General features: G+C 72.1%; 15 protein-coding genes and 2 tRNA genes. 9 read left to right on the plus strand and 8 right to left on the minus strand.

What is annotated here, in order from left to right:
* Window positions 1-8 precede the first annotated feature (8 nt).
* The gene (locus AB0B83_RS13615) at window positions 9-809 is read right to left on the minus strand and encodes a DUF6202 family protein (RefSeq protein WP_357578432.1); all 801 of its coding nucleotides are present in this window, start codon (window positions 807-809) and stop codon (window positions 9-11) included.
* 230 nt (window positions 810-1,039) lie between these two features.
* Entirely contained in the window at window positions 1,040-2,470 is a 1,431-nt protein-coding gene (locus AB0B83_RS13620; RefSeq protein WP_357578433.1) for an FAD-dependent oxidoreductase, read from the minus strand.
* Between the two features lie 341 nt (window positions 2,471-2,811).
* On the opposite strand from AB0B83_RS13620, the gene AB0B83_RS13625 reads away from it, so the two are divergent.
* The 3 genes from AB0B83_RS13625 (at window position 2,812) to AB0B83_RS13635 (ending at window position 6,114) form a co-directional block, all read left to right on the plus strand.
* Window positions 2,812-4,209: an FAD-linked oxidase C-terminal domain-containing protein gene (locus AB0B83_RS13625; RefSeq protein ID WP_357578434.1), complete on the plus strand. Its 1,398-nt coding sequence runs from the start codon at window positions 2,812-2,814 to the stop codon at window positions 4,207-4,209.
* 42 nt (window positions 4,210-4,251) lie between these two features.
* A complete protein-coding gene (locus AB0B83_RS13630) occupies window positions 4,252-5,490 on the plus strand; it encodes an ATP-grasp domain-containing protein (RefSeq protein WP_357578435.1) in 1,239 nt (412 codons plus the stop codon).
* 90 nt (window positions 5,491-5,580) lie between these two features.
* The gene (locus AB0B83_RS13635) at window positions 5,581-6,114 is read left to right on the plus strand and encodes a YbhB/YbcL family Raf kinase inhibitor-like protein (RefSeq protein WP_327029958.1); all 534 of its coding nucleotides are present in this window, start codon (window positions 5,581-5,583) and stop codon (window positions 6,112-6,114) included.
* Window positions 6,115-6,132: 18 nt separating this feature from the next.
* Here the strand turns inward: AB0B83_RS13635 and AB0B83_RS13640 are convergent, their stop codons facing one another.
* Complete coding sequence (locus AB0B83_RS13640) at window positions 6,133-6,843, minus strand: class I SAM-dependent methyltransferase (RefSeq protein ID WP_357578436.1); 711 nt, start codon at window positions 6,841-6,843, stop codon at window positions 6,133-6,135.
* 212 nt (window positions 6,844-7,055) lie between these two features.
* On the opposite strand from AB0B83_RS13640, the gene AB0B83_RS13645 reads away from it, so the two are divergent.
* Entirely contained in the window at window positions 7,056-8,876 is a 1,821-nt protein-coding gene (locus tag AB0B83_RS13645) for a hypothetical protein (RefSeq protein ID WP_357578437.1), read from the plus strand.
* Window positions 8,877-8,901: 25 nt separating this feature from the next.
* Here AB0B83_RS13645 and AB0B83_RS13650 read toward each other — a convergent pair whose 3' ends face one another.
* Entirely contained in the window at window positions 8,902-9,684 is a 783-nt protein-coding gene (locus tag AB0B83_RS13650; protein WP_357578467.1) for an IucA/IucC family C-terminal-domain containing protein, read from the minus strand.
* Window positions 9,685-9,977: 293 nt separating this feature from the next.
* Here AB0B83_RS13650 and AB0B83_RS13655 point away from each other — a divergent pair, with 293 nt between their 5' ends.
* Window positions 9,978-11,495, plus strand: a complete 1,518-nt coding sequence (locus AB0B83_RS13655) for a peptide deformylase (RefSeq protein WP_357578468.1) — start codon at window positions 9,978-9,980, stop codon at window positions 11,493-11,495.
* 162 nt (window positions 11,496-11,657) lie between these two features.
* On the opposite strand, the gene AB0B83_RS13660 is transcribed toward AB0B83_RS13655, so the two are convergent.
* On the minus strand, window positions 11,658-12,776 hold the full coding sequence (locus AB0B83_RS13660; protein WP_357578438.1) for a globin domain-containing protein: 1,119 nt from the start codon (window positions 12,774-12,776) through the stop codon (window positions 11,658-11,660).
* Window positions 12,777-12,965: 189 nt separating this feature from the next.
* Between AB0B83_RS13660 and AB0B83_RS13665 the strand changes: the two genes are divergently transcribed.
* On the plus strand, window positions 12,966-13,736 hold the full coding sequence (locus AB0B83_RS13665) for a CPBP family intramembrane glutamic endopeptidase (RefSeq protein ID WP_327029954.1): 771 nt from the start codon (window positions 12,966-12,968) through the stop codon (window positions 13,734-13,736).
* A gap of 178 nt (window positions 13,737-13,914) precedes the next feature.
* On the opposite strand, the gene AB0B83_RS13670 is transcribed toward AB0B83_RS13665, so the two are convergent.
* A complete protein-coding gene (locus AB0B83_RS13670) occupies window positions 13,915-14,673 on the minus strand; it encodes a hypothetical protein (RefSeq protein WP_357578439.1) in 759 nt (252 codons plus the stop codon).
* Between AB0B83_RS13670 and AB0B83_RS13675 the strand changes: the two genes are divergently transcribed.
* The 3 genes from AB0B83_RS13675 to AB0B83_RS13685 all read left to right on the plus strand — a co-directional run bounded on the left by AB0B83_RS13675 (window position 14,663) and on the right by AB0B83_RS13685 (window position 15,962).
* Window positions 14,663-15,127 (plus strand): hypothetical protein, encoded by a 465-nt coding sequence (locus AB0B83_RS13675; protein WP_357578440.1) that lies wholly within the window; start codon window positions 14,663-14,665, stop codon window positions 15,125-15,127. The genes AB0B83_RS13670 and AB0B83_RS13675 overlap by 11 nt on opposite strands.
* A gap of 635 nt (window positions 15,128-15,762) precedes the next feature.
* A tRNA-Ser gene (locus AB0B83_RS13680) sits at window positions 15,763-15,853 on the plus strand.
* 36 nt (window positions 15,854-15,889) lie between these two features.
* A tRNA-Arg gene (locus tag AB0B83_RS13685) sits at window positions 15,890-15,962 on the plus strand.
* Between the two features lie 148 nt (window positions 15,963-16,110).
* Here the strand turns inward: AB0B83_RS13685 and AB0B83_RS13690 are convergent.
* Both AB0B83_RS13690 and AB0B83_RS13695 read right to left on the minus strand, forming a co-directional pair.
* A complete protein-coding gene (locus tag AB0B83_RS13690; protein ID WP_357578441.1) occupies window positions 16,111-17,361 on the minus strand; it encodes a S8 family peptidase in 1,251 nt (416 codons plus the stop codon).
* 288 nt (window positions 17,362-17,649) lie between these two features.
* Window positions 17,650-18,906 carry an MFS transporter gene (locus AB0B83_RS13695; RefSeq protein ID WP_357578442.1) on the minus strand — a complete coding sequence of 419 codons (1,257 nt, stop codon included), beginning with the start codon at window positions 18,904-18,906 and terminating at the stop codon, window positions 17,650-17,652.
* Window positions 18,907-19,001 lie beyond the last annotated feature (95 nt).

Raw genomic sequence — 19,001 nt, forward strand, 5'->3', positions numbered from 1 at the left:
TGGTCGCGCTACGACAGGTCCCGGGCGAAGTCGTCCAGCAGGTCCGCCCAGGCCGGGATGTAGGACTCCGCGAGCGCGACGAAGTGCTGCGCCTCGGCCGGGGTGGAGACCAGGTGACTCATGCCGGCCTCGTCGTCGCTGACGGACGCGGCGTGGCCCGTCTCCGCCCGGATGTGCGAGTCGATCCAGGCGTAGTCGCGCTGCTCGGGAAGGACCTGGCGACCGTCCACGGTGACCTTGCCGTACAGGCGCCGGAACGCGACCGCGATGTCGAGGGCGATGGTCTCCACGACACGGAGCTGGACCGCGCCACCCAGTTCCTCGGCCGCCATGGCGTCCATGACGTCGAGGATGCGGGTCAGCGCGGGGGATTCGGCGGGCGCGTCCGCGCTGCCCAGGGCCGAGCGCAGCGGCGCGCAGATCGTGTCCGCCCACCACAGGTAGTGGACACCGTCCACACCCTCCGGTGCGACCTCCGCGAACGCCGCCGCCCGATTGTCCAGATCGTCCCCGATGACTCGGTAGGCCATCTGATACGCTCCGAGTACCTCTCGACTCACTGTGTAGTCGCGAGCCAGACGTCGCCCGTGGGCACCGAGGCTGGAGATGGTGGTGAACATGAACGCCTGAGTGGTCCGCTGCCACTTCTCCGCGATCCGCAGCGCACCGGCGGGGCTCACCGAGGTGGCCTCCTTCGCGCCCGCGAAGAACCGGTTGTTGCGTCGGGTGAGGCCTGCCTCGTCGATCAGCCGATCGATGGTGGCGTCGGCCTGCACACGGAGGTCGGTCAGGTCGAGTGCGGTGGTCATCGTGCCCTCCTCGCTTATAGGGACCGGGCGGAGTGCTCCCCGAAGCCCGCCAGGACAGGCCAATGTCGACGAAGGTCATCGAGTCGACGCGGGCCTATGATCATCGAATATGGTGTATCGCGCAACGGGAAGACGGCCGAACCCCTGTGCTGCCCCCTAAGCGGGTGGCGACCCCTCGTGCGTTGCCTCAGGAGCGGGTAGTAGTCCCCGCCAGTTCAGCGTGACCAGCGTCAACTCGACGCGAGCGACGGTACGGCGCGGGCCAGACCGCTGTCCGGCTCGCCGGCGTCCACGAACGGCGCCGCCAGTCGCTCCGGCACCCCCATGTTGCGCGCGAAGATCCCGAGCCGGCGCTGCCAGGCGGACACATCCGATGGCGGCGCGATCGGCACGGTGCCGCGGGCGACCAGCTCGGCGTACTCGTCGCGATCCGCGTTGCCGGTGGCGATCGAGTGCCGGAGGGCCGCCTCCAGGTCGCGCTGGGCGTTGACGACGCACATCGTCCACTTGAGCAGGACGGTCGCGGTGCAACCGGGTGCGACGTCGAGCACCCCGGCGTTGCGCCGCAGTCGCGACGAGTCGGTGGTGTTGATCGCCACCTTGAGGTGGGCGGACACCACCTCCGCGCCGCGCACCTCCGGATACCACTGGCTGAGCTGACGGAGCGCCAGTTGGGCACGCTCAGCCGCCTCGGGGTGACCGTTGCGCAGGAAGTGACGGAAGTCGTCGGGCAGCGCGTAGGTCGTCGGGTCGACGCGGTGCACCGCGATGTGCGCCGCCGGCGGGTAGTAGACGAGCGCGGTGTCCTGGCTGAAGGGACTCAGCATGCCGCCGTACTCGTCCTCGAGCTTCAGGCACGTGTAGTTCTTCGTGGTGCGCTCGGGCAGCTCGACGAAGAGGATCTGGCGCAGCGCCATGTAGATGGGGGGCAGCGCGAGCGACGGGTTGAGACGGCGGGCGATCGCCGGGGTCTCGGTGGCGGCACAGAGGGCGACCTGGTCGCCGACGACCGTCTTCCGCGCGCCGTCCTCGACGTACTCCACCTCGTAGGTGCCGTCGGCACGGCGGCTCACCCCGGCCACGTCGGCGCCACCGCGTACCTCGACGCCGCTGCGGCGCAGCTCCTGGTCGAGCAGCGCGGTGACGACGACCGGGTTGATGCCCCGTTGTGGAGTGACGAAGGCGGCGCCGACGTCGGCGACCCAGTCCGGCGCGGGGATCTCGCGGCAGACCTGCTCCGGCGCGCCGAACAACGCGTTGGCCGGGTCCTCGGCGCAGAGCTGCGCGTAACGGTCCTGGATGACCCGCATGTTCTCCCGGCACTGGCCGATGATGTCGGTGCCGCTGTCCTGCATGGCCTGGGAGGCGATGACCCTGCTGTGGTCCTTGCCTCCGAAGACGAGGTCGGGGAAGAAGCGTTCGTTGACCAGGCGCCCGTCGAAGCAGTCCCGGGCGCTCTGCGGATCGAACGGATACTCGGCACCGCTGTGGTTCTCGCTGACGATGTTGCTGGCCCCCGTGCAGATCGGGTGGGCCTCGGACGAACGGGCCTCGGCCCGCTCCAGCAGAAGGACCCGGTATCCCGCGCGGCTACGCATGATCGCGGTCAGGCAGCCCGCGATACCTCCGCCGATCACGATGTGCAGCTCGGTTCGCTTCACTCTGTCAATCCCTCTGTCATGGGCAACGATCCTTTGCCGCAACACGAGCTGAACCAGGTCCCGGTTTCGGCACCGTGCCCGGCCGGACAGCGCGTCCTGCTGCGGATCTTGGGGTGGAAGAGCGGTGAGGTGGCAGGCCGGGGGACGTTGGCTGGAGGAGGGGTGCCCTCGTTGGCGGTAGACGGTAACAAACTTCGATCAACCCCGGAAGGATCTTCCGATAGGACAGGGGTTCGAGCGACCGGGCCCGCTCACACCGCTCTCACCAGCACCGATGCCGGATCGGGGGCGCCCACGTTCGCGCTCCGGAGCGGATGACGCGGATCTGTACCCTCTCTGCCATGTCTGGTTCCCCCCTCGTCGACGACCTGCGTGCGGCGCTCGGCGACGCCGTCCTGACCGACCCCGACCTGCTCCGGATGCACCGCAAGGACGAGGCCGATCTCTGCGAGGCCGGCACCCCGCTGGTCGTCGTCCGTCCACGTGGCACGGCCGATGTGGTCGAGGCGGTGACGATCGCCGGGCGGTACGGCGTGCCGGTGGTGCCGCAGGGGGCGCGTACGGGGCTGGCGGGCGCGGCGAACGCGGTCGACGGTGCGGTGGTGGTCAGCATGGTCGCGATGGACGCGGTGCTGGAGATCGACCCGGTGAGCCGGATCGCCGTGGTGCAGCCCGGCGTGGTCAACGCGGCGTTGTCGGCGGAGGTGGCGAAACAGGGGTTGTGGTATCCGCCGGATCCGGGATCGTGGGAGATGTCGACGATCGGTGGGAACGTCTCCACCAACGCGGGTGGCATGTGCTGCGTCAAGTACGGCGTGACCACCGAGTACGTGTTGGGGCTGGAGGTCGTGTTGGCTTCCGGGGAGGTGCTGCGTACTGGTCGGCGTACCGCCAAGGGGGTGGCCGGTTACGACCTCACCCGGCTCTTCGTGGGTTCCGAGGGCACCCTCGGCGTGATCACGGAGGTGACGGTGGCGCTGCGGCCCGCCCCGGCGGAGTCGCTGACCATGGTGGCGGTCTTCCCGACCACCGCCGCCGCCGGTCGGGCGGTCGCCCGGATCGCCGAACACGGACTCACCCCCAGCCTGCTGGAACTGATCGACCGCACGTACCTGCGGGCGATCGAGGCGTACCGGCCGATGGGCCTGCGTACCGACGTCGAGGCGCTGCTGCTGGCGTCGGCGGACACCGGGCCCCAGGCCGCCGGGGACCTGGCGCGGCTCGCCGAGCTGTGCGAGGCGGCCGGCGCCGACGAGATCCACACGGCCACCGACGCCGTGGAGGCGGCGGCCCTGTTGCAGGCCCGCCGGCTGGGGCACGCGGCGATGGAGAAGTTCGCCAGGGAGTCGTTCCCCACCGGCAACGGTGGGATGGTGATCGACGACGTGGCGGTCCCCCGGGCGGCGTTGGCGGCGCTGCTCGACGGGGTGGCCCGGATCGCGGCGGAATGCGACGTGACCATCGGCGTGGTCGGCCACGCCGGCGACGGCAACATGCACCCGAACATCGTGGTGGACCGGGCCGACCCGGCGAGCCTCGAACGCGGCCGGCGCGCGTTCGACGAGATCATGCGCCTCGGCCTCAAACTGGGCGGCACCTGCACCGGCGAGCACGGCGTGGGCCTGCTCAAGCGCGACTGGCTCGCCCGCGAGATCGGCCCGGTGAGCCTACGGGTGCACCAGGCGATCAAGGCCGCCCTGGACCCGGCCGGCCTGCTCAACCCCGGCAAGGTCTTCTGATGCCCGCCACCCTCCGGCGGGCCGTACGGAGATGAGGAGAGCGTGCCGACCATAGCCATCGTCGACGGATACTCCACAGGCAGCGCGCTGAGCCGGGCGCTGGCCGAGCGGGGGGTGACCTGCGTCCACGTACGTAGCGGCGAGTCCCTGTACGACTACTACCTGAAGACGTTCCGCCCCGGCGACTACGCGGTCGACCTCGGCTTCGTCGCCGACGAGGACCACCTCGTCGACCGGCTGCGGGCGCTCGGCGTCGACCGGGTCGTCGCGGGCACCGAGCCGGGGGTGGTCCTCGCCGACACGCTCAACCACCTGCTCGGCACGCCCGGCAACGACATCGCCACGGTCACCGCGCGGCGCGACAAGTCGGCGATGGCGGAAACCGTGGCCGTCGCCGGTCTCGCCGTGCCCGCCGGCCGCTGCTTCGAGTCCGTGGACGAGGCGGTCGACTGGTACGCGGCCAGCCTGTCCGGCCCGGCCGTCGTCAAGCCCGTGGACGGCGCGGGCACCGACAACGTGCGGTTCTGCGAGGGTCTCGACGAGGTGCGCCTCGCCTGCGAGACGGTCCTGGCCTCGGTCAACCTGTACGGCGTACCCAATCGACGCGTGCTGGTCCAGGAGCGGCTCGTCGGGACCGAGTTCTACGTCAACACGGTCTCGTACGCGGGCGCGCACCGGGTCGCCGAGATCTGGCGGTACACGAAACGGCCAGGTCCGGGCGGCGGGCCCATCTACGACTACGAGGAGCCGGTCGACCGGGGCTCGGCCCTGGCCCGGCAGCTCCGTGAGTTCGTCTTCGGGGTGCTCGACGCGCTCGGTGTTCGGTCCTCGGCGGCACACACCGAGCTCATGCTCACCGACCGGGGGCCGGTGCTGATCGAGGCCGGGGCCCGCCTCGGGGGAGCGACCCTGCCCGACGTCGTGGCGAAGTTCTGCGGTGTGTCGCAGACCTTCCTACAGGCCCAGCACCTCGTCGATCCGGCGTCGCTCGACCAGTTCGACGACCGTACGCCGGGCTGGGCCGCCGCCGTCCGGAACGTGTCGCTGATCAACCCGGTCCCCGTCGCCGCGCAGGCGGGGGACTGGTACGCCCGGCTGTCGGAGCTGCCGGCGGCCGTGGCGATCGCCGCGCGCTGCTCCCCCGGGGCCGAACTGCCGCAGACCGTCGACCTGTTCAGCTCGCCCGGCTACCTCTATCTCGCCGCGGAGGACCCGGCCGAGGTCGAGCGGAGTTACGAGATGTTGCGCCGCTGGGAACGGCACGGCCTGTACGGGAGCTGACCCCGCGCGCCCGGCGCTGCCGGTTCGATCGCGGGTGCCGACGGGGTAAGAAGGTGCGGAGGAACAACCGCTCACCGGAAGGACCCCCCGATGACCCTGGAACGACCGATCGCCCCGGACCCGTACGAGCTGCTGCCGACCGTTGCGTCGTTCACGCTGACCAGTGACGACGTGCAGAACGGCGAGCCGATGGACGCCGCGTACGCCCACGGCAGCGTCGGGGGCGACAACATCTCGCCGCAGCTCGCCTGGTCCGGCTTCCCGGCCGAGACCAAGGGCTTCGTGGTGACCTGCCTCGACCCGGACGCGCCGACGGGCAGCGGCTTCTGGCACTGGGTCCTGGTCAACCTGCCGGCCGACGTGACGCGGCTGCCGCGCGGCGCGGCCGGCGACGACCTCGGCGGCGCCTTCACGGTCCGCAACGACTACGGCGACCGGGGCTACGGCGGCGCCGCCCCACCGGCCGGCGACCGGCCGCACCGCTACGTGTTCGCGGTGCACGCCCTGGACGTGGAGCGCCTCGACGTCACCCCCGCCGCGACCCCCGCCGTGGTCGGCTTCAACCTGGCCTTCCACACCCTGGCCCGCGCCGTGATCCGTCCCACCTACCAGGTCAAGGAGTAACCCGGACCGGGCCCGGCCTCAGGAGGGGACCCGGGCCACCGCGAAGACCGACTGGCCGAACGGGGGGAGGACGCGCTGTTCCGCCGCCTTGGTGGCGGGGAGCACGAGGGTGTCGTAGACCTTGACCATCGGGCCCTCCTTCGGCATCAGCCGGAAGACCTTGGTCGCCATGAAGTAGCCGATCAGGCCGAGCGCGTTCGCGTAGTGGACCTTCTCCACCGTCAGGCCGGCGTCGGTCATCGCGGCGGCCAGGGTCTTCTTCGTGTAGCGCCGCACGTGGCCGGTGGCGATGTCCGCCGGGCTCATCGCGAACTGGAAGGCGGGCACGATGATGATGACGTTGCCGCCCGGCCGGACCAGGTCGCGCATGCTGCGCAGCGCGCCCACGTGGTCCTCGATGTGCTCCAGCACGTTGTACGACACGGCGGCGCTGTAGTCGCCCCGGTCGGGGTGCGGCAGCAGCATCTGCCGGACCTCGATGTGGGGCTGGTCGGCCAGCCGCTCCTTCAGCAGGATCAGCCGGTCCGGGTCGGCCTCGGTGGCGGTGAAGCGCGGCAGGTGCTCCGCCCACTCCAGCGCGTAGTCGCCGAGCCCGCTGCCGATCTCGATCGGGTTGTCACCGAGGTACGGCAGGGCCAGCTCGACGAACCAGCGACGGTGGTTGACCGCCGTCGCGAGACCCTCCAGGACCTCGGACTGCACGCGCTGATCCCCAGTGATTTCTGCCATGCGTCGATTCCTCACGATATGAACTCGACCCGCGCCTGGACCGACAGAGTGAATCATCCGCACTGGCAACAGAAAAATCGGGGCACCCGTGGTGGCCGAAATGCGGTCGGGGGTGGGCACGTGATCGGCGGTCGGCGAACCCGGCACATGGTACGCCAGTACCCCGAAACATGTCACCTTGGCGTCATAGCCTGACTACTCTACGAATCGTCATGACTACTCCTGAATCGGGCCTCCCCGCTGGCGAGTCAGGGCCCGGGGCGTCGGTGGGCGGGCCCGACCGGAGCGTACGGCCCTGGAAGGGGTGGTGGACGGACGCCGCCGCGGTGGCGAGTTTCGTCGTGCTGGGCTTCTGGGTGACCGCGCGGCTCTGGCTGCGCCCGTCGCACGGCATCCGGGACAACCGCACCGACCAGTCGCAGTTCGAGTGGATGATGGCGCACGGCGCGCGCGTGGTGACCGATTTTGTTGATCCATTCACCTCGGACCGGATGAACGTGCCGGAGACCGTCAATCTGATGGCAAATACGTCCGTATTATCCGTATCTCTGCCAATGACGCCCGTCACACTCCTGCTCGGCACCCGCGCGTCGTTTCTGCTCTTTCTCACCCTCGGCATGATCGCCACGGCGACGGCCTGGTACTTCCTGCTGTCCCGGGTGGTCGTCGGCGCCCGCGGGCCGGCCTGGCTCGGCGCCGCGTTCTGCGCGTACGCCCCGGCGATGGTCTCGCACGCCAACGCGCACCCCAACATCGTCTCGCAGTACGTGGTGCCCCTGATCGTCTGGCGCACCCTGCGACTCGCCGAGCCGGGGCGCTGGCTGCGCAACGGGCTGCTGCTCGCGGCGGTCATCGTGTGGCAGGCCTTCCTCAACCTCGAGGTGCTGCTGATGACCGCCATCGGGCTGGGCGTGGTGGTCGGAGCGCTCGCCCTCGGCCGGCCCGAGCTGCGCCGGCGGGTCCGGCCGTTCCTAGCAGGCCTGGCGGTGGCCGCCGCCGTGGCGCTTGTGGTGCTCGCGTACCCGCTTTACGTGCAGTTCTTCGGCCCGGGGGCGTACAACGGGCTGTCCTGGCTGATCCGGGGCTACTCGACGGACCTCGCGTCGTTCGTGGCGTACTCGCGGGAGTCCCTGGCCGGTGACGCCCGCAGCGCGCAGGGGCTGGCGAAGAACCCCACCGAGGAGAACGCCTTCTTCGGCTGGCCGCTGGTGGTGCTCGTCGTCGCCCTGGTCTGGTGGCTGCGCCGGCACGTCGTGGTACGCGGCCTCGCCGTCCTCGCGCTCCTCTTCGGCCTGCTCTCCCTCGGGCGGGAGGTGCAGCTGAACGGCAGGGGGACCGGGATACCCGGCCCGTGGGCGGCGTTGGAGAACCTGCCCGTCCTGCACTCGGTGGTGCCGACCCGGTGGGCGCTGGCGATCACCCCGATCGTCGGGGTGCTGCTCGCCTACGGGGCGGACCACGCCCGCGCCCTGGCCGCCCGGCACCCCCGGGCACGCCCGCAGATCCGCTTCGCCACCGCCACGGTGCTGGTCATGGCCCTGCTGCCGATCCTGCCGACCCCGCTGCCCACCACCCGGCTCGACCCCGTACCCGCCTTCGTCACCTCGGGCGCCTGGCGGCCGTACGCGGACGGCGGGCGGAGCATCGTGACCCTCCCGCTGCCCGACACCCACTACGCCGATCCGCTGCGCTGGTCGGCGCGGACCGGCCTGGACATGCCCATCGCCCGCGGCTACTTCCTCGGCCCGGACACCCGCCCCGGTCGGGACCGGATCGCCCTGTTCTCCGCGCCGCCCCGCCCCACCAGCGAGTTCTTCGCCGAGATCCGGCGGACCGGCGCGGTGCCGCCGATCACCCCGCAGGCGCGGGTCGACGCGGTCGGGGACCTGCGGTACTGGCGGGCGGGCGCGGTCGTCCTCGGGCCGCACCGGCAGGCCGACGCGCTGCGCCGGGGCATGACCGAGCTGACCGGCGTCCGCCCCACGTACACCGGTGGGGTCTGGCTCTGGGACGTCCGCCCGCTCACCGACTGACGCCGGGCGGCCCGGAGGCGGCCGGTCAGGCCTGGCGGACGCAGCAGCCCTGGCAGATCTTGGGCTTGGGGAGGGTGAAGGCCAGGCAGCAGGTGCGCCGCTGCACGGTCGGCTCGCCGTTCGGGCTCGGGACCAGCTCCACCAGGTCGGCGAGATCGAGCGCGCCGAGCAGCGTCTCGATCGTCTCGACCGACGAGCCGGGCAGGCCGTCGGCGGCCCGGAGGACGCCGTGGGCGATGCCCGAGGCCACCGACCCGAGCAGGGTGCGCGCGCCGATCCGGACCTCGGCCTGGATCGCGGCGACCATCGGGGCCAGGTGGGCGTCGAGCAGCGAGGCCCGGAGCGCCTGGAGCAGTTCCGCCTCGTCCGCGACGACCCGCACCTCGGGCAGCCCGGCGAGCGCCAGCGGGTCGCTCGGCAGCACCGCGACCGTGGTCGAGCGGCGCAGGCCCATGGTGAGCAGCGGTCGGTGGTCCTCGAAGTGGATCAGCACGTCGGCCGGGTCGAGCAGCGGCACCCGTCGGGCCGAGGCCCAGCCGAGCGCCACGGGCAGCGCCGTCCAGTAGCTGTACGACTTCCAGGCCAGCGCCGCGCAGGCGTGCGGGGTGCCGCCCCAGCGCGAGCTGGCCGAGCGCAGGAACTCCGGCAGGAGGGTGCCGTCGACAAGGGTGGTCGCCGGGCGCCAGCCGAACTCGTCGTGCACCAGCAGGCCGGGCGCGAGCCCGGGCACGTCGTCGGTGCCGAACATCGCGCGCATGGCGGCGGTGACCGGGGCCAGCGGCGCGGCGGCGGTGTGGCGCTCCGGCATCACCGCTGTCACTGGACCTCACCCACCCCGTCGTCGCGTCGGCGGGCATCCGCCCGTCGCTGAGCTAAGGCTAGCCTAACCACATCTGACGAGATAAGGGAAGGCTCGCCTGCGTCGGATCCGGAGGGGCCGGTCACTCCACCCGTGCGGCGTACTACCCGGTCATCGGGGCGGAAAACGTCGCATCAGTATCGACAGGCATCGCTGCCTGTCAAGGCTCGCGTCGGCAAGGTGTCAGTTCCGTGTGCGCGTCGCCACAGAACGTGAAACTGATACTCCCGGCCACGAGGAAGCTGATGACCTCACCGCTCGATCGGGCTGCCGACTCCTTCGCCGCCGAGATCGCCCGGCACCGCACGGGGCGGGGGCTGTCCAAGAAGCAGCTCGCCACCCTGATGGGCTTCGACCCGTCGTACGTCAGCCACGTCGAGGGGCGCCGGCACCGCCCCACCGAGGACTTCGCGCGCCGCGCCGAAGCCGTGCTGGAGGCCGGCGGCGCGATCTGGCAGCGCTTCAAGGAGTACGACGAGCTGCGGCACGCCCGGGCCGACCGGGCACACCGGGACCCGCCCGTACCCGGGCAGTGGATGCCGCCCGGCACCGGGCTGATCGTCGAGCGCGAACTCGCCACCCTCACCCACCTCGGCGACGCCTACCGCTGCGTCATCCGGCGCGAGCTGTACAACGCCGGCACCGAGCCGGTCACCCGCTACCTGGTGCGCATCGCCGTCGACCGCTACCCCAACGACCCGGGGCGCTCCAACCTGCACCACCGCGAACACCCGCTGACCTTCGCCGAGCTGCGGCTGCGGGCGTACCGGGAGGACGGGGACGAGCGGGAGGCGATGCACTGGCGGGCCAAGCACGACCGCGACGCCTTCAAGGAGCTGTGGCTGCTCTTCGAGAACGCCGACCGGCGCTTCCCCCTCTATCCCGGGGACCGGGCCACCATCGAGTACGCGTACTGCGTCGGGCACGACAAGTGGGGCCCCTGGTTCCAGCGGGCGGTCCGGCTGCCCACCCGGCAGATGGCCGTACGCCTGGACTTCCCGGCGGCCCTCGACCCGCAGGTCTGGGGCGCGGAGACCTCGCTCTCGGCGGAGGAGGGCCCGCTGCGCACGCCGGTCACCAAGCGGGAGGACGCCGACCGGGTCATCTTCGACTGGGCGACCGAGGACCCCCCGCTCAACGCGCGTTACCGGTTGCAGTGGCGGTTCCGCAGCCGACCGGAGGCCGAACCGGAGGAGGCCGGGCGGGTCCGGCCCAGCGAGCGGATGCGCGGCCTCGGCATCGTGCAGCGCGGCGACGACCTGCTCCGCCAACCGGCCCGCCCGTTCGACCTGCCCCGCGAGGAACGGGAGGCCCGGGACGTCGCCGACCGCCTCGCGGCGACCCTGGTCCGCCTCGACGAGCTGCACCCGTTCCGCAAGGGGGTGGGCATCGCCGCCCCGCAGATCGGCCTCGGCCGGGCGGTGGCGGTGGTCCGGCTCCCCGACCGGGCGGCCGACCCGGTCGTGCTGCTCAACCCCCGCGTCGTCGACGCCTCTCCCGACAGCGACGAGCAGTACGAGGGCTGCCTCTCCTTCTTCGACCACCGTGGCCTGGTGCCCCGGCCGCTCCGGCTCGACGTGGAGCACGCCCAGTACGACGGCAGCCGGATCATCACCTCGTTCGAGTTCGGCATGGCCCGGCTCGTCGCCCACGAGATCGACCACCTGGAGGGGCGGCTCTACGTCGACCGGATGGCGCCGGGGGTGCCGCTGGTGCCGGTCGAGGAGTACCGCGAGACCGGCCGGCCCTGGCGCTACTGACCTGCGCGCATCCGTCTGGCGGCACGACCACGTCCGCCCGGGTGGGAAGGACGGCCGGGCGGACGTGGTCGTGCGGGGCGGTGCCGGTCCGCCCGCTTGGGGGACCGGGGCGCGTGCCCCAGGGGGCAGGAGCACGCGCCCCGGTATGGGGGAGGAACGCTTCTAGAGGTTGCCGAAGGTGTCGTAGCGGGTGTTCTCCGGCGGGACGCCGTCCTCGGCGAGGACCCGGAGGGTGGCCCGGACCATGCGGGCGGAACCGGAGACGTAACAGTCGTGCGCCGTCCACGGGCCGTACCGGCCGACCACGTCGGGGACGTCACCCAGTTCGCCGTCGAAGTCGGAATCCTCGCTGCACGCCGGAGTGACCGACAGCCACGGGTGCGCGGCCACCAACTCCTGGAGCCCGGCCAGGCCGTACAGGTCCGCCGCCGTACGGGCGCCGTAGAAGACGTGCACCCAGCGGGTCCGGTTGTAGCTGGCCAACTCCTCCACCAGCGCCTTGATCGGAGCCAGGCCGACGCCGCCCGCCACGCAGAGGATGTCCCGCTCCGAGGCGCGGTCCAGCGTCATCGACCCCATCGGCGCCGCCACCCGGAGCAGGTCGCCGGGCTTGACCCGGCGGACCAGTGCCCCGGACACCCAGCCGGCGCCCTCCGGCGTACGGACGTGGAACTCCAGCAGGTTGTCGTCGTTCGGGGCGTTCGCCACCGAGTAGGTGCGCCACACCCGGGGGAGGTGGCGGGGCACCTCCACGCTCACGTACTGGCCGGCCCGCCACGACAGCGGATGCTGCAACGCCCGGCAGGTCAGCACCGCCGTGTCCCTGCCGTACCGCTCGTGGGTCAGCACCTCCGCGTGCCAGAACGGCGGGTTGTCGTCGGCCGCCGCCCCGGCCAGCATCTTCTCCGTGATCGCCGCGTACGCGTCCCGCCACGCCTGGTCGTACTCCAGGTTCCAGCCGTCGCCGGCGACACTGCGCAGCGCGTCCAGCAGCGCGACGCCCATGGTCTCGTAGTGCGCCGCCTCGACGTGGTACTTGCGGTGGTCCCGCCCCAGCGAGCGCAGGTACTCGTCGAAGCTCTCCGGGTCGCCGACCGTCTGGGCGGCGGTGACGATCGCCTCCAGGATCCGGTCGCCCTGCCCGGTCATCTCCACCGGGAAGAGCTTGCGCAGCTCGGGGTCGAGCAGGAAGAGCCGGGCGTAGAAGTGACCGCTCAGCCGCTCCCGGTGCTCCTCGACCAGGGTCCAGCTCTCCTTCAGCAGCCTTGCGAAGTCGTCCACGAGGCGCGCTCCTTCTCCTGACGGCGGATCGGGCACCCATAGAATGTCCACGGAGCGTGCCTACCGGTCGCACAGAATGTGCGATCGGCTCGTGAGGCTCGTTCGGGCGGTGACGTCGGCCGCTGACTCGGCCGGTGACGCTGACGTCGGCCGGTGACGTCGGCCCTCGACGTCGGGCAGAGTGGTGCGGTGACCGTTGAGCTGCAACGCCCGGCGACCCGCCGGATGCTCGGCACCGAGACGCTGCTCGTGCTCGGCCTCTCGCTCGGCCAGTCCGCCGTCTACGCGACGGTGTCGATCGTGGCGAAGCTGACCGCCGACGGGCCGCTGTCGAAGCAGACCGCCGCACTCAACACGTCGGTGTCACCCCGGCCGTGGCTGGACCTGACGTACCAGCTGCTCGGGATCGTCTTCGCGCTGCTGCCGGTGCTGCTCGCCGTACACCTGCTGGCGCGGGACCCCGGCGATCCGGCGCGGACGCTCGGCCTGGACGCCCGGCGGCCCGGTCAGGACCTGGCCCGCGGCGCCGGCCTGGCCGCGCTGATCGGCCTGCCCGGCCTGGCGCTGTTCTGGGCGGCGGCCCAGCTCGGCGTCAACGCCACACTGGTGCCGGCCGCGCTGCCCGACCTCTGGTGGACGGTCCCGGTGCTGATCCTCGCCGCCGTGCAGAACTCGGTGCTGGAGGAGGTGATCGTCGTCGGCTACCTGACGACCCGGCTGCGCCAGCTCCAGTGGCGGGTCGGCGCGATCGTGGCGACGAGCGCCCTGCTGCGCGGCTCGTACCACCTCTACCAGGGCTTCGGCGCCTTCCTCGGCAACGTGGTGATGGGCGTCGTGTTCAGCCTCTTCTACCTGCGCACCCGCCGGGTCATGCCGCTGGTCGTCGCGCACACGCTGCTCGACATCGTCGCCTTCCTCGGCTACGCCCTGCTGCCGAAGGAATGGTTCGACTGGCTCTGACGCCCGCCAGCCCCTCCTCCCTCCGCGGCTTCGTCCCCTTCGCGGCCCCCGTCGGTGTGCCGCCCTGGTAGATCTTGGTCGGAAAGTGCCCCTCCGGGGGCCATTTCTCACCAAGATCTACCAGCGGCCCGCGTCCTTCCCCGTCGCGTTCGTTCAGCCGAGCGCAGGCCGCCGGCGATCAGCGGGGCGTGGGTCGCCGGTAGGCGGTGATCGCGCGGGCGGCGAGCCGCTCGGCCGCCGCCGCGTCCCCGGCCGCGGCCACGAGCACCGCCGCGCCGGGCAGCAGCCGGGACGCCACCCGCAGCGCCAGCCAACCGCCCGCCTGGGCGGCCAACGGCGCCGCCAGCCGCCACGCCGCCTCCGCCGCCCGGGGCCAGCCCGCCTCGTCGGGCGCGTCCGCCGCCCCGGCCGCCGCCAACGCGGCCCGCGCGCTCTCCGCGTCCGGGTGCACGCGGGTCAGCACCAGCAGCTCCACCGCCCGGTCCGGATGCGCCGGGTCCCGGCCGTACGCCGCCGCCAGGTGCAGCACCAGGTTGGCCTGCGCCCACAGCACCGCCGCCAGCTCGGCCACCGGCGCGAAGAGCCCCGCCAGGGCGGCGGTCGCCCCGCCCGCCCCCGCCTGCCGGACGAACCGCCGGGTCGCGAGCCGCGCCAAGCCGTCCGCTCCCGCATCGGGGTACGCGTCGCGCAGCCGCTGCGCCCAGTCGCGGGCCCGCGGCCCGAACGCCTCGACGGCGGCCAGGGCCAGCAACTCCGGCGCGAACGCGGGATGCTCCACCACCCGCGCGGCGGCCAGCCGAAGGACCGTTTCCGGCGTACGCCCCGGCGGGGTCCCCGCCGCCCCGTCGCCGGCGTGCCGCTCGACCACCTGCGGGGGCGCGGCGGTCGGGGCCTGGACCGGGGCCTCGGCAGCGACCGTCGCCGGGGTGAGCGTCACCGGGGCGGCCTTCTTCGCGGGCGTCGCCTTCCGGGCAGGCTCGGCCATCGCGGCCGGTGTTGCCTTCTTCGTGGCCGTCGCCTTCTTCACGGGCGTGGCCTTCCGGGCGCCTGTGGTCTTCCGAGCGGGTGCCCCCTTCGTCGCCGCCGGGGGCGCCGCGCCTTCCGCCGTCCCCGGCCTTGCGGTCTCCGCCGCCGCCGTCCCCGGCTCTGCGGCCTCCTTCGCCGCCGTCCCCGGTACTGCGGCCTTCTTCGCCGCTCCCGGCCCGGCGGCCTCCGCCGGCGTCGTCACGTCGGCCTGGTCTGCCGCCTTCTTTGCTGTAGGCGGTCGCGTTGGCGCGGCCTTCTTCGCGACCGCCCTCTTCCCGGGCGCCTTGCGGGTGGGGGCGGCGTCACCACCAGAGGTCTGCGTGCCGGAGGCGGGCGGGCCGGCAGCGGTGGGGGATCCCGGCTGATCGCCGGTAGCGGCGGACGCGCCGCCGCCGCCGATGTGCGCGGCGTCACTCCCGCCGGTCTCGTCCGCCTGGCCGGGCCGCTCCCGTGGCACCCGTTCGGCCGTGCGGTCGGCCTGGCCGGGCGGCTCTTGTGGCGCCTGCTCGGCCGTGCGGTCGGCCTGGTCAGGCTGCTCTTGTGGCGCCTGCTCGGCCGTGCGGTCGGCTTGGTCGGGCCGCTCCCGTGGCGCTTGTTCGGCCGCGCGTCCCGACTGACGGGGCAGCGGCGGATCGGCCGAGGGCGGTTGGAAGAGCACCGCAGGCGCCGGCTTCGCCCGCCGGGGGCGCTTCCCGGAATCCTCCGGCCCGGCCGGCTCCGGCGGCGCGGGGGGCGGACTGAAGGTCGCCTTCGGGGAACGTCGGCGCGCTCCCTCAGCAGGCTCTCGGCGGGTCGGCTCGCGCGGCGGCTGCTCCTGCATATCGATGGAGCGTAGTCCTGATCACGCCCGTGCACAGCAGGGAAAGCCGAGGCCGGGGGGAGTCCCGGCCTGGTTCGGGACAGCCCGTTGCGCCGGCGGAGGGGCGGACCGGGGAAGTCGCTTTGCTCCTGATGGGTGAGGCCCTGTATCCTCGGGCGCGGTGGTCTGCAGGGCCACCAGGGAGACTTCGCCTAGTCTGGTCTATGGCGCCGCACTGCTAATGCGGTTGGGGTCTTAAAGCCCCTCCCGGGTTCGAATCCCGGAGTCTCCGCGCGAAAGCCGGGTGTGTAGACTGGCCAAGCACCGAGCGCCCGTAGCTCAACGGATAGAGCATCTGACTACGGATCAGAAGGTTAGGGGTTCGAGTCCCTTCGGGCGCACTTCACGATCAAGGCCGTGACCAGCGGAAACGCCGGTCACGGCCTTGATTGCTTCTGCGGGTTGGGCGGAGCCTCCCAGGAGTTGGATGTCGCGGTTGACCTGGGCTGGCGCAGGGGGGCGAGCGGGGGTCGGGACGACAGGGCCAGGTCAGAGCGCCGGGGACAGGTGCAGGAGACGGTTGGGCGAGCCGACCCCCGGGTTGATCACGACCGGGTTGGCGACGCTGAACAGGTAGCTGGCCACCTGGGCCGGTGTCCAGGTCGGGTTGTTGCTGAGCACCCGAGCGGCGACGCCGGCGACGAGCGGTGCGGCGTGCGAGGTGCCGCTGATCGTCTGGGTCGCGGTGGTCGAGTTCCACCAGGCAGACGTGATGCGATCGCCTGGAGCGAAGATGTCCAGGCAAGGGCCGAAGTTCGACCAGCTTGCCCGGCTGTCGTTCGTCAACGTCGCGCCCACGGTCAGCGCGGCCGGCACCGACGCGGGTGAGACGGTGCAGGCGCTCACGTTCGAGTTGCCGGCCGGGACCGTTACCGTGATGCCGTCGGCGACCGCGTTCGTCACTGCGGTGTTGAGCGCGACGGTGGGGCTGGTCAGCACGCCGATGTTCGCCACGGCCGGTTGCCCGGCGAGGTGGTTGGCGATCATCCAGTTGATTCCGTTGATCAACATCGACAGCGTGCTCGGCAGGGCGCAGTCGAACACCTTGACCGCGACCGGCACGACGTTCTTGGCCGCCCCGTAGGTCGTCCCGCCGACGGTGCCGGCGACGTGGGTGCCGTGCCCGCTGCAGTCGTTGGCCGGGAGCATGCCGTCGACGGCGTCGTAGCCGTACACCGCCTGGCCGCCGAAGTCGGCATGGCCGATCTGGATCCCGCTGTCCACGATGTACGCCCGGACGCCGGTTCCGACACTTGTGAAGTTGTAGGTACCACTGAGTCCCAGCGGTGCGTCGATCCGGTCGAGGTTCCACGGCGCGTTCGTCTGGGTGGTGGCCAAGCTGGTCAGACGGTCCTGCTCCACGACCGCCACCGCCGGGTCGGCGGCCAGCCGGCGGGCCACCAACTCGGAGGTCCGTACGGAGAAGCCGTTCAGCGCGTCGCGCCAGACCTGGTCCGGGCGGAAGCCGTACCGGTCGGCGAGGCGGGACACGCCAGCCTGCCGATCGGTGACCGTACCGCCGCTGTCCTTGAGGGTGACCACGTAGCCGCCGGGCACGGGGGTGGCGTTGCCGGCGCCGAGGATCTCGCCGGTCGCCCCGGAACGCGCCTCGGTGGCGGGTGTCGCAGTGGCCGGTCCGGCAGCCACGGTGAGGAGCATGACCGTGGTGGCGAGCGTGGCCATGGCGGCCGTTCCGGCTCGACGTTCGCGGGCGAAGATCGTGTGGCGGTGGAGTCTCATCTCCCAGCCTCCCTCTGTTCCGGCCATTCCGGCGGGCGTACGACGCGCCGATTGAATGGTCCGAACGGTTTTGCCGGATCGTACAGTCGATATACGACTCGATTCCATCGTGGAATTCATGAATCCAATCGACGGCAGTCTTTTTCAGCATCAAGTGGGAAGAGTTCTGGCTCGATGTATCAGGGCTGCTTCCGGGGCCTCGACTGCGGCTGCTGCCGACTGCCGGCCGCGGGCAACCTCGTCCTGGGCGCGGCCACGATCAGCCCAGCACCCCGCGCGTCAACCGGGTCACCGCCTGGTCAGCCTCGTCAGGACGCCCACGAGCGTGACCAGGGCGATGACCTGCGTGACGGCCACCGCAGTCGTCAGACTCGCCGGCGAAAGCTCGTACAGGAATCCGGCTGCGGCACCGCCGGCCAGCGCCCCTGCGCCCTGCACCGCGGCGAACACCCCGTACGCGGTCGCTCTGCGTTCCCGTGGCACGAGATCGGCGACCAGCGCCTTGACTGTGGAGTCCTGCACACCCACGGCGGCACCCCACAGCAGGACTCCCGCCGCTGCCAGTGGCAGACCACCGGCGAACAGCAGGGCGGGCACGGCGGCGATCAGCGCCGGAAGCGCAATCAGCACCCGTGGGCCGGTCCGGTCGTAGAGAGCGCCGGTGAGGAGGGCGGCGAGAGCGCCGGCGGCCATCGCGGCCGCGTACATCAGCGGCACCGTCGCGGTCGCGACGACGCCCGCGCGGACGAGATGGAAGCCGATCAGCCCGAATGTCACCAGGCCGGCTGTGCACAGCGCCATCGCCGCCGCGAACCAGTGGAACACCGCCGGCAACGGCGTTCGCCGGGCCGCCCGGGTGGCGGGCGGATCGGATGACGCCGAGGGGGTGCCGCCGGCCGGTGCGTTGCTCGCGGCCGGCATGTCGGTACGCGCCCGAACGGCGAGCAGCAACAGCATCGCGACGACGCCTGGCAGGGCAAGGACGGCCAGCGCGGGCCAGAGGGTCCCCGCTGCCATCGCGACGACCGCGGCGACGAGCAGCGGACCGGCGAAAGCGCCGACCTGGTCGAGTGCCTTGTGCACGCCCAGCCCTCGACCCAACCCGACGCGGCTGGCGGCGTCGGCCAACAGCGCCGACTTGGCCGGACTGCGCACCGCCTTGCCCAGCCGTTCGGCGAGGATCAACGCGGCGGCGACGGCCAGACCAGCGCCGCCCAACAGCGGCGTGAAGGCGAGCAGCGGTACGCAGACCGCGGTCAGGCCGTACCCGAGGAGGGTCAACGACCAGTACCGGCGGGTCCGGTCCGCAAGCGGCCCGGACACCAGCCGCAGCAGCAGTGCCGCCGCCTCACCGGCGCCGGTGACCAGCCCGACGACGACAGCGGACGCACCCAGTGAGGCCAGCAGCGGCCCGTACACCGAGCGGGCACCTTCGTACACCATGTCGGCCGCCAGGCTCACCACGCCGAACCCGACGACGACCCGCCACGCCGAGCCGTCGCCTGCGGCCACACCTGTCCGGGACAGCAGCGGGCTGCGGGTCACCGCCCGCTTGCCTGCGGTGCCACCAGCGGCATCCACTCCAGCGGCGTCATCCCCACGATCCACGTCCGAACGCACGTCGGCATTATCCGCAGCGG

Source organism: Micromonospora sp. NPDC049060, from assembly GCF_040649055.1.
In the GTDB taxonomy this organism is placed as follows: domain Bacteria; phylum Actinomycetota; class Actinomycetes; order Mycobacteriales; family Micromonosporaceae; genus Micromonospora; species Micromonospora reichwaldensis.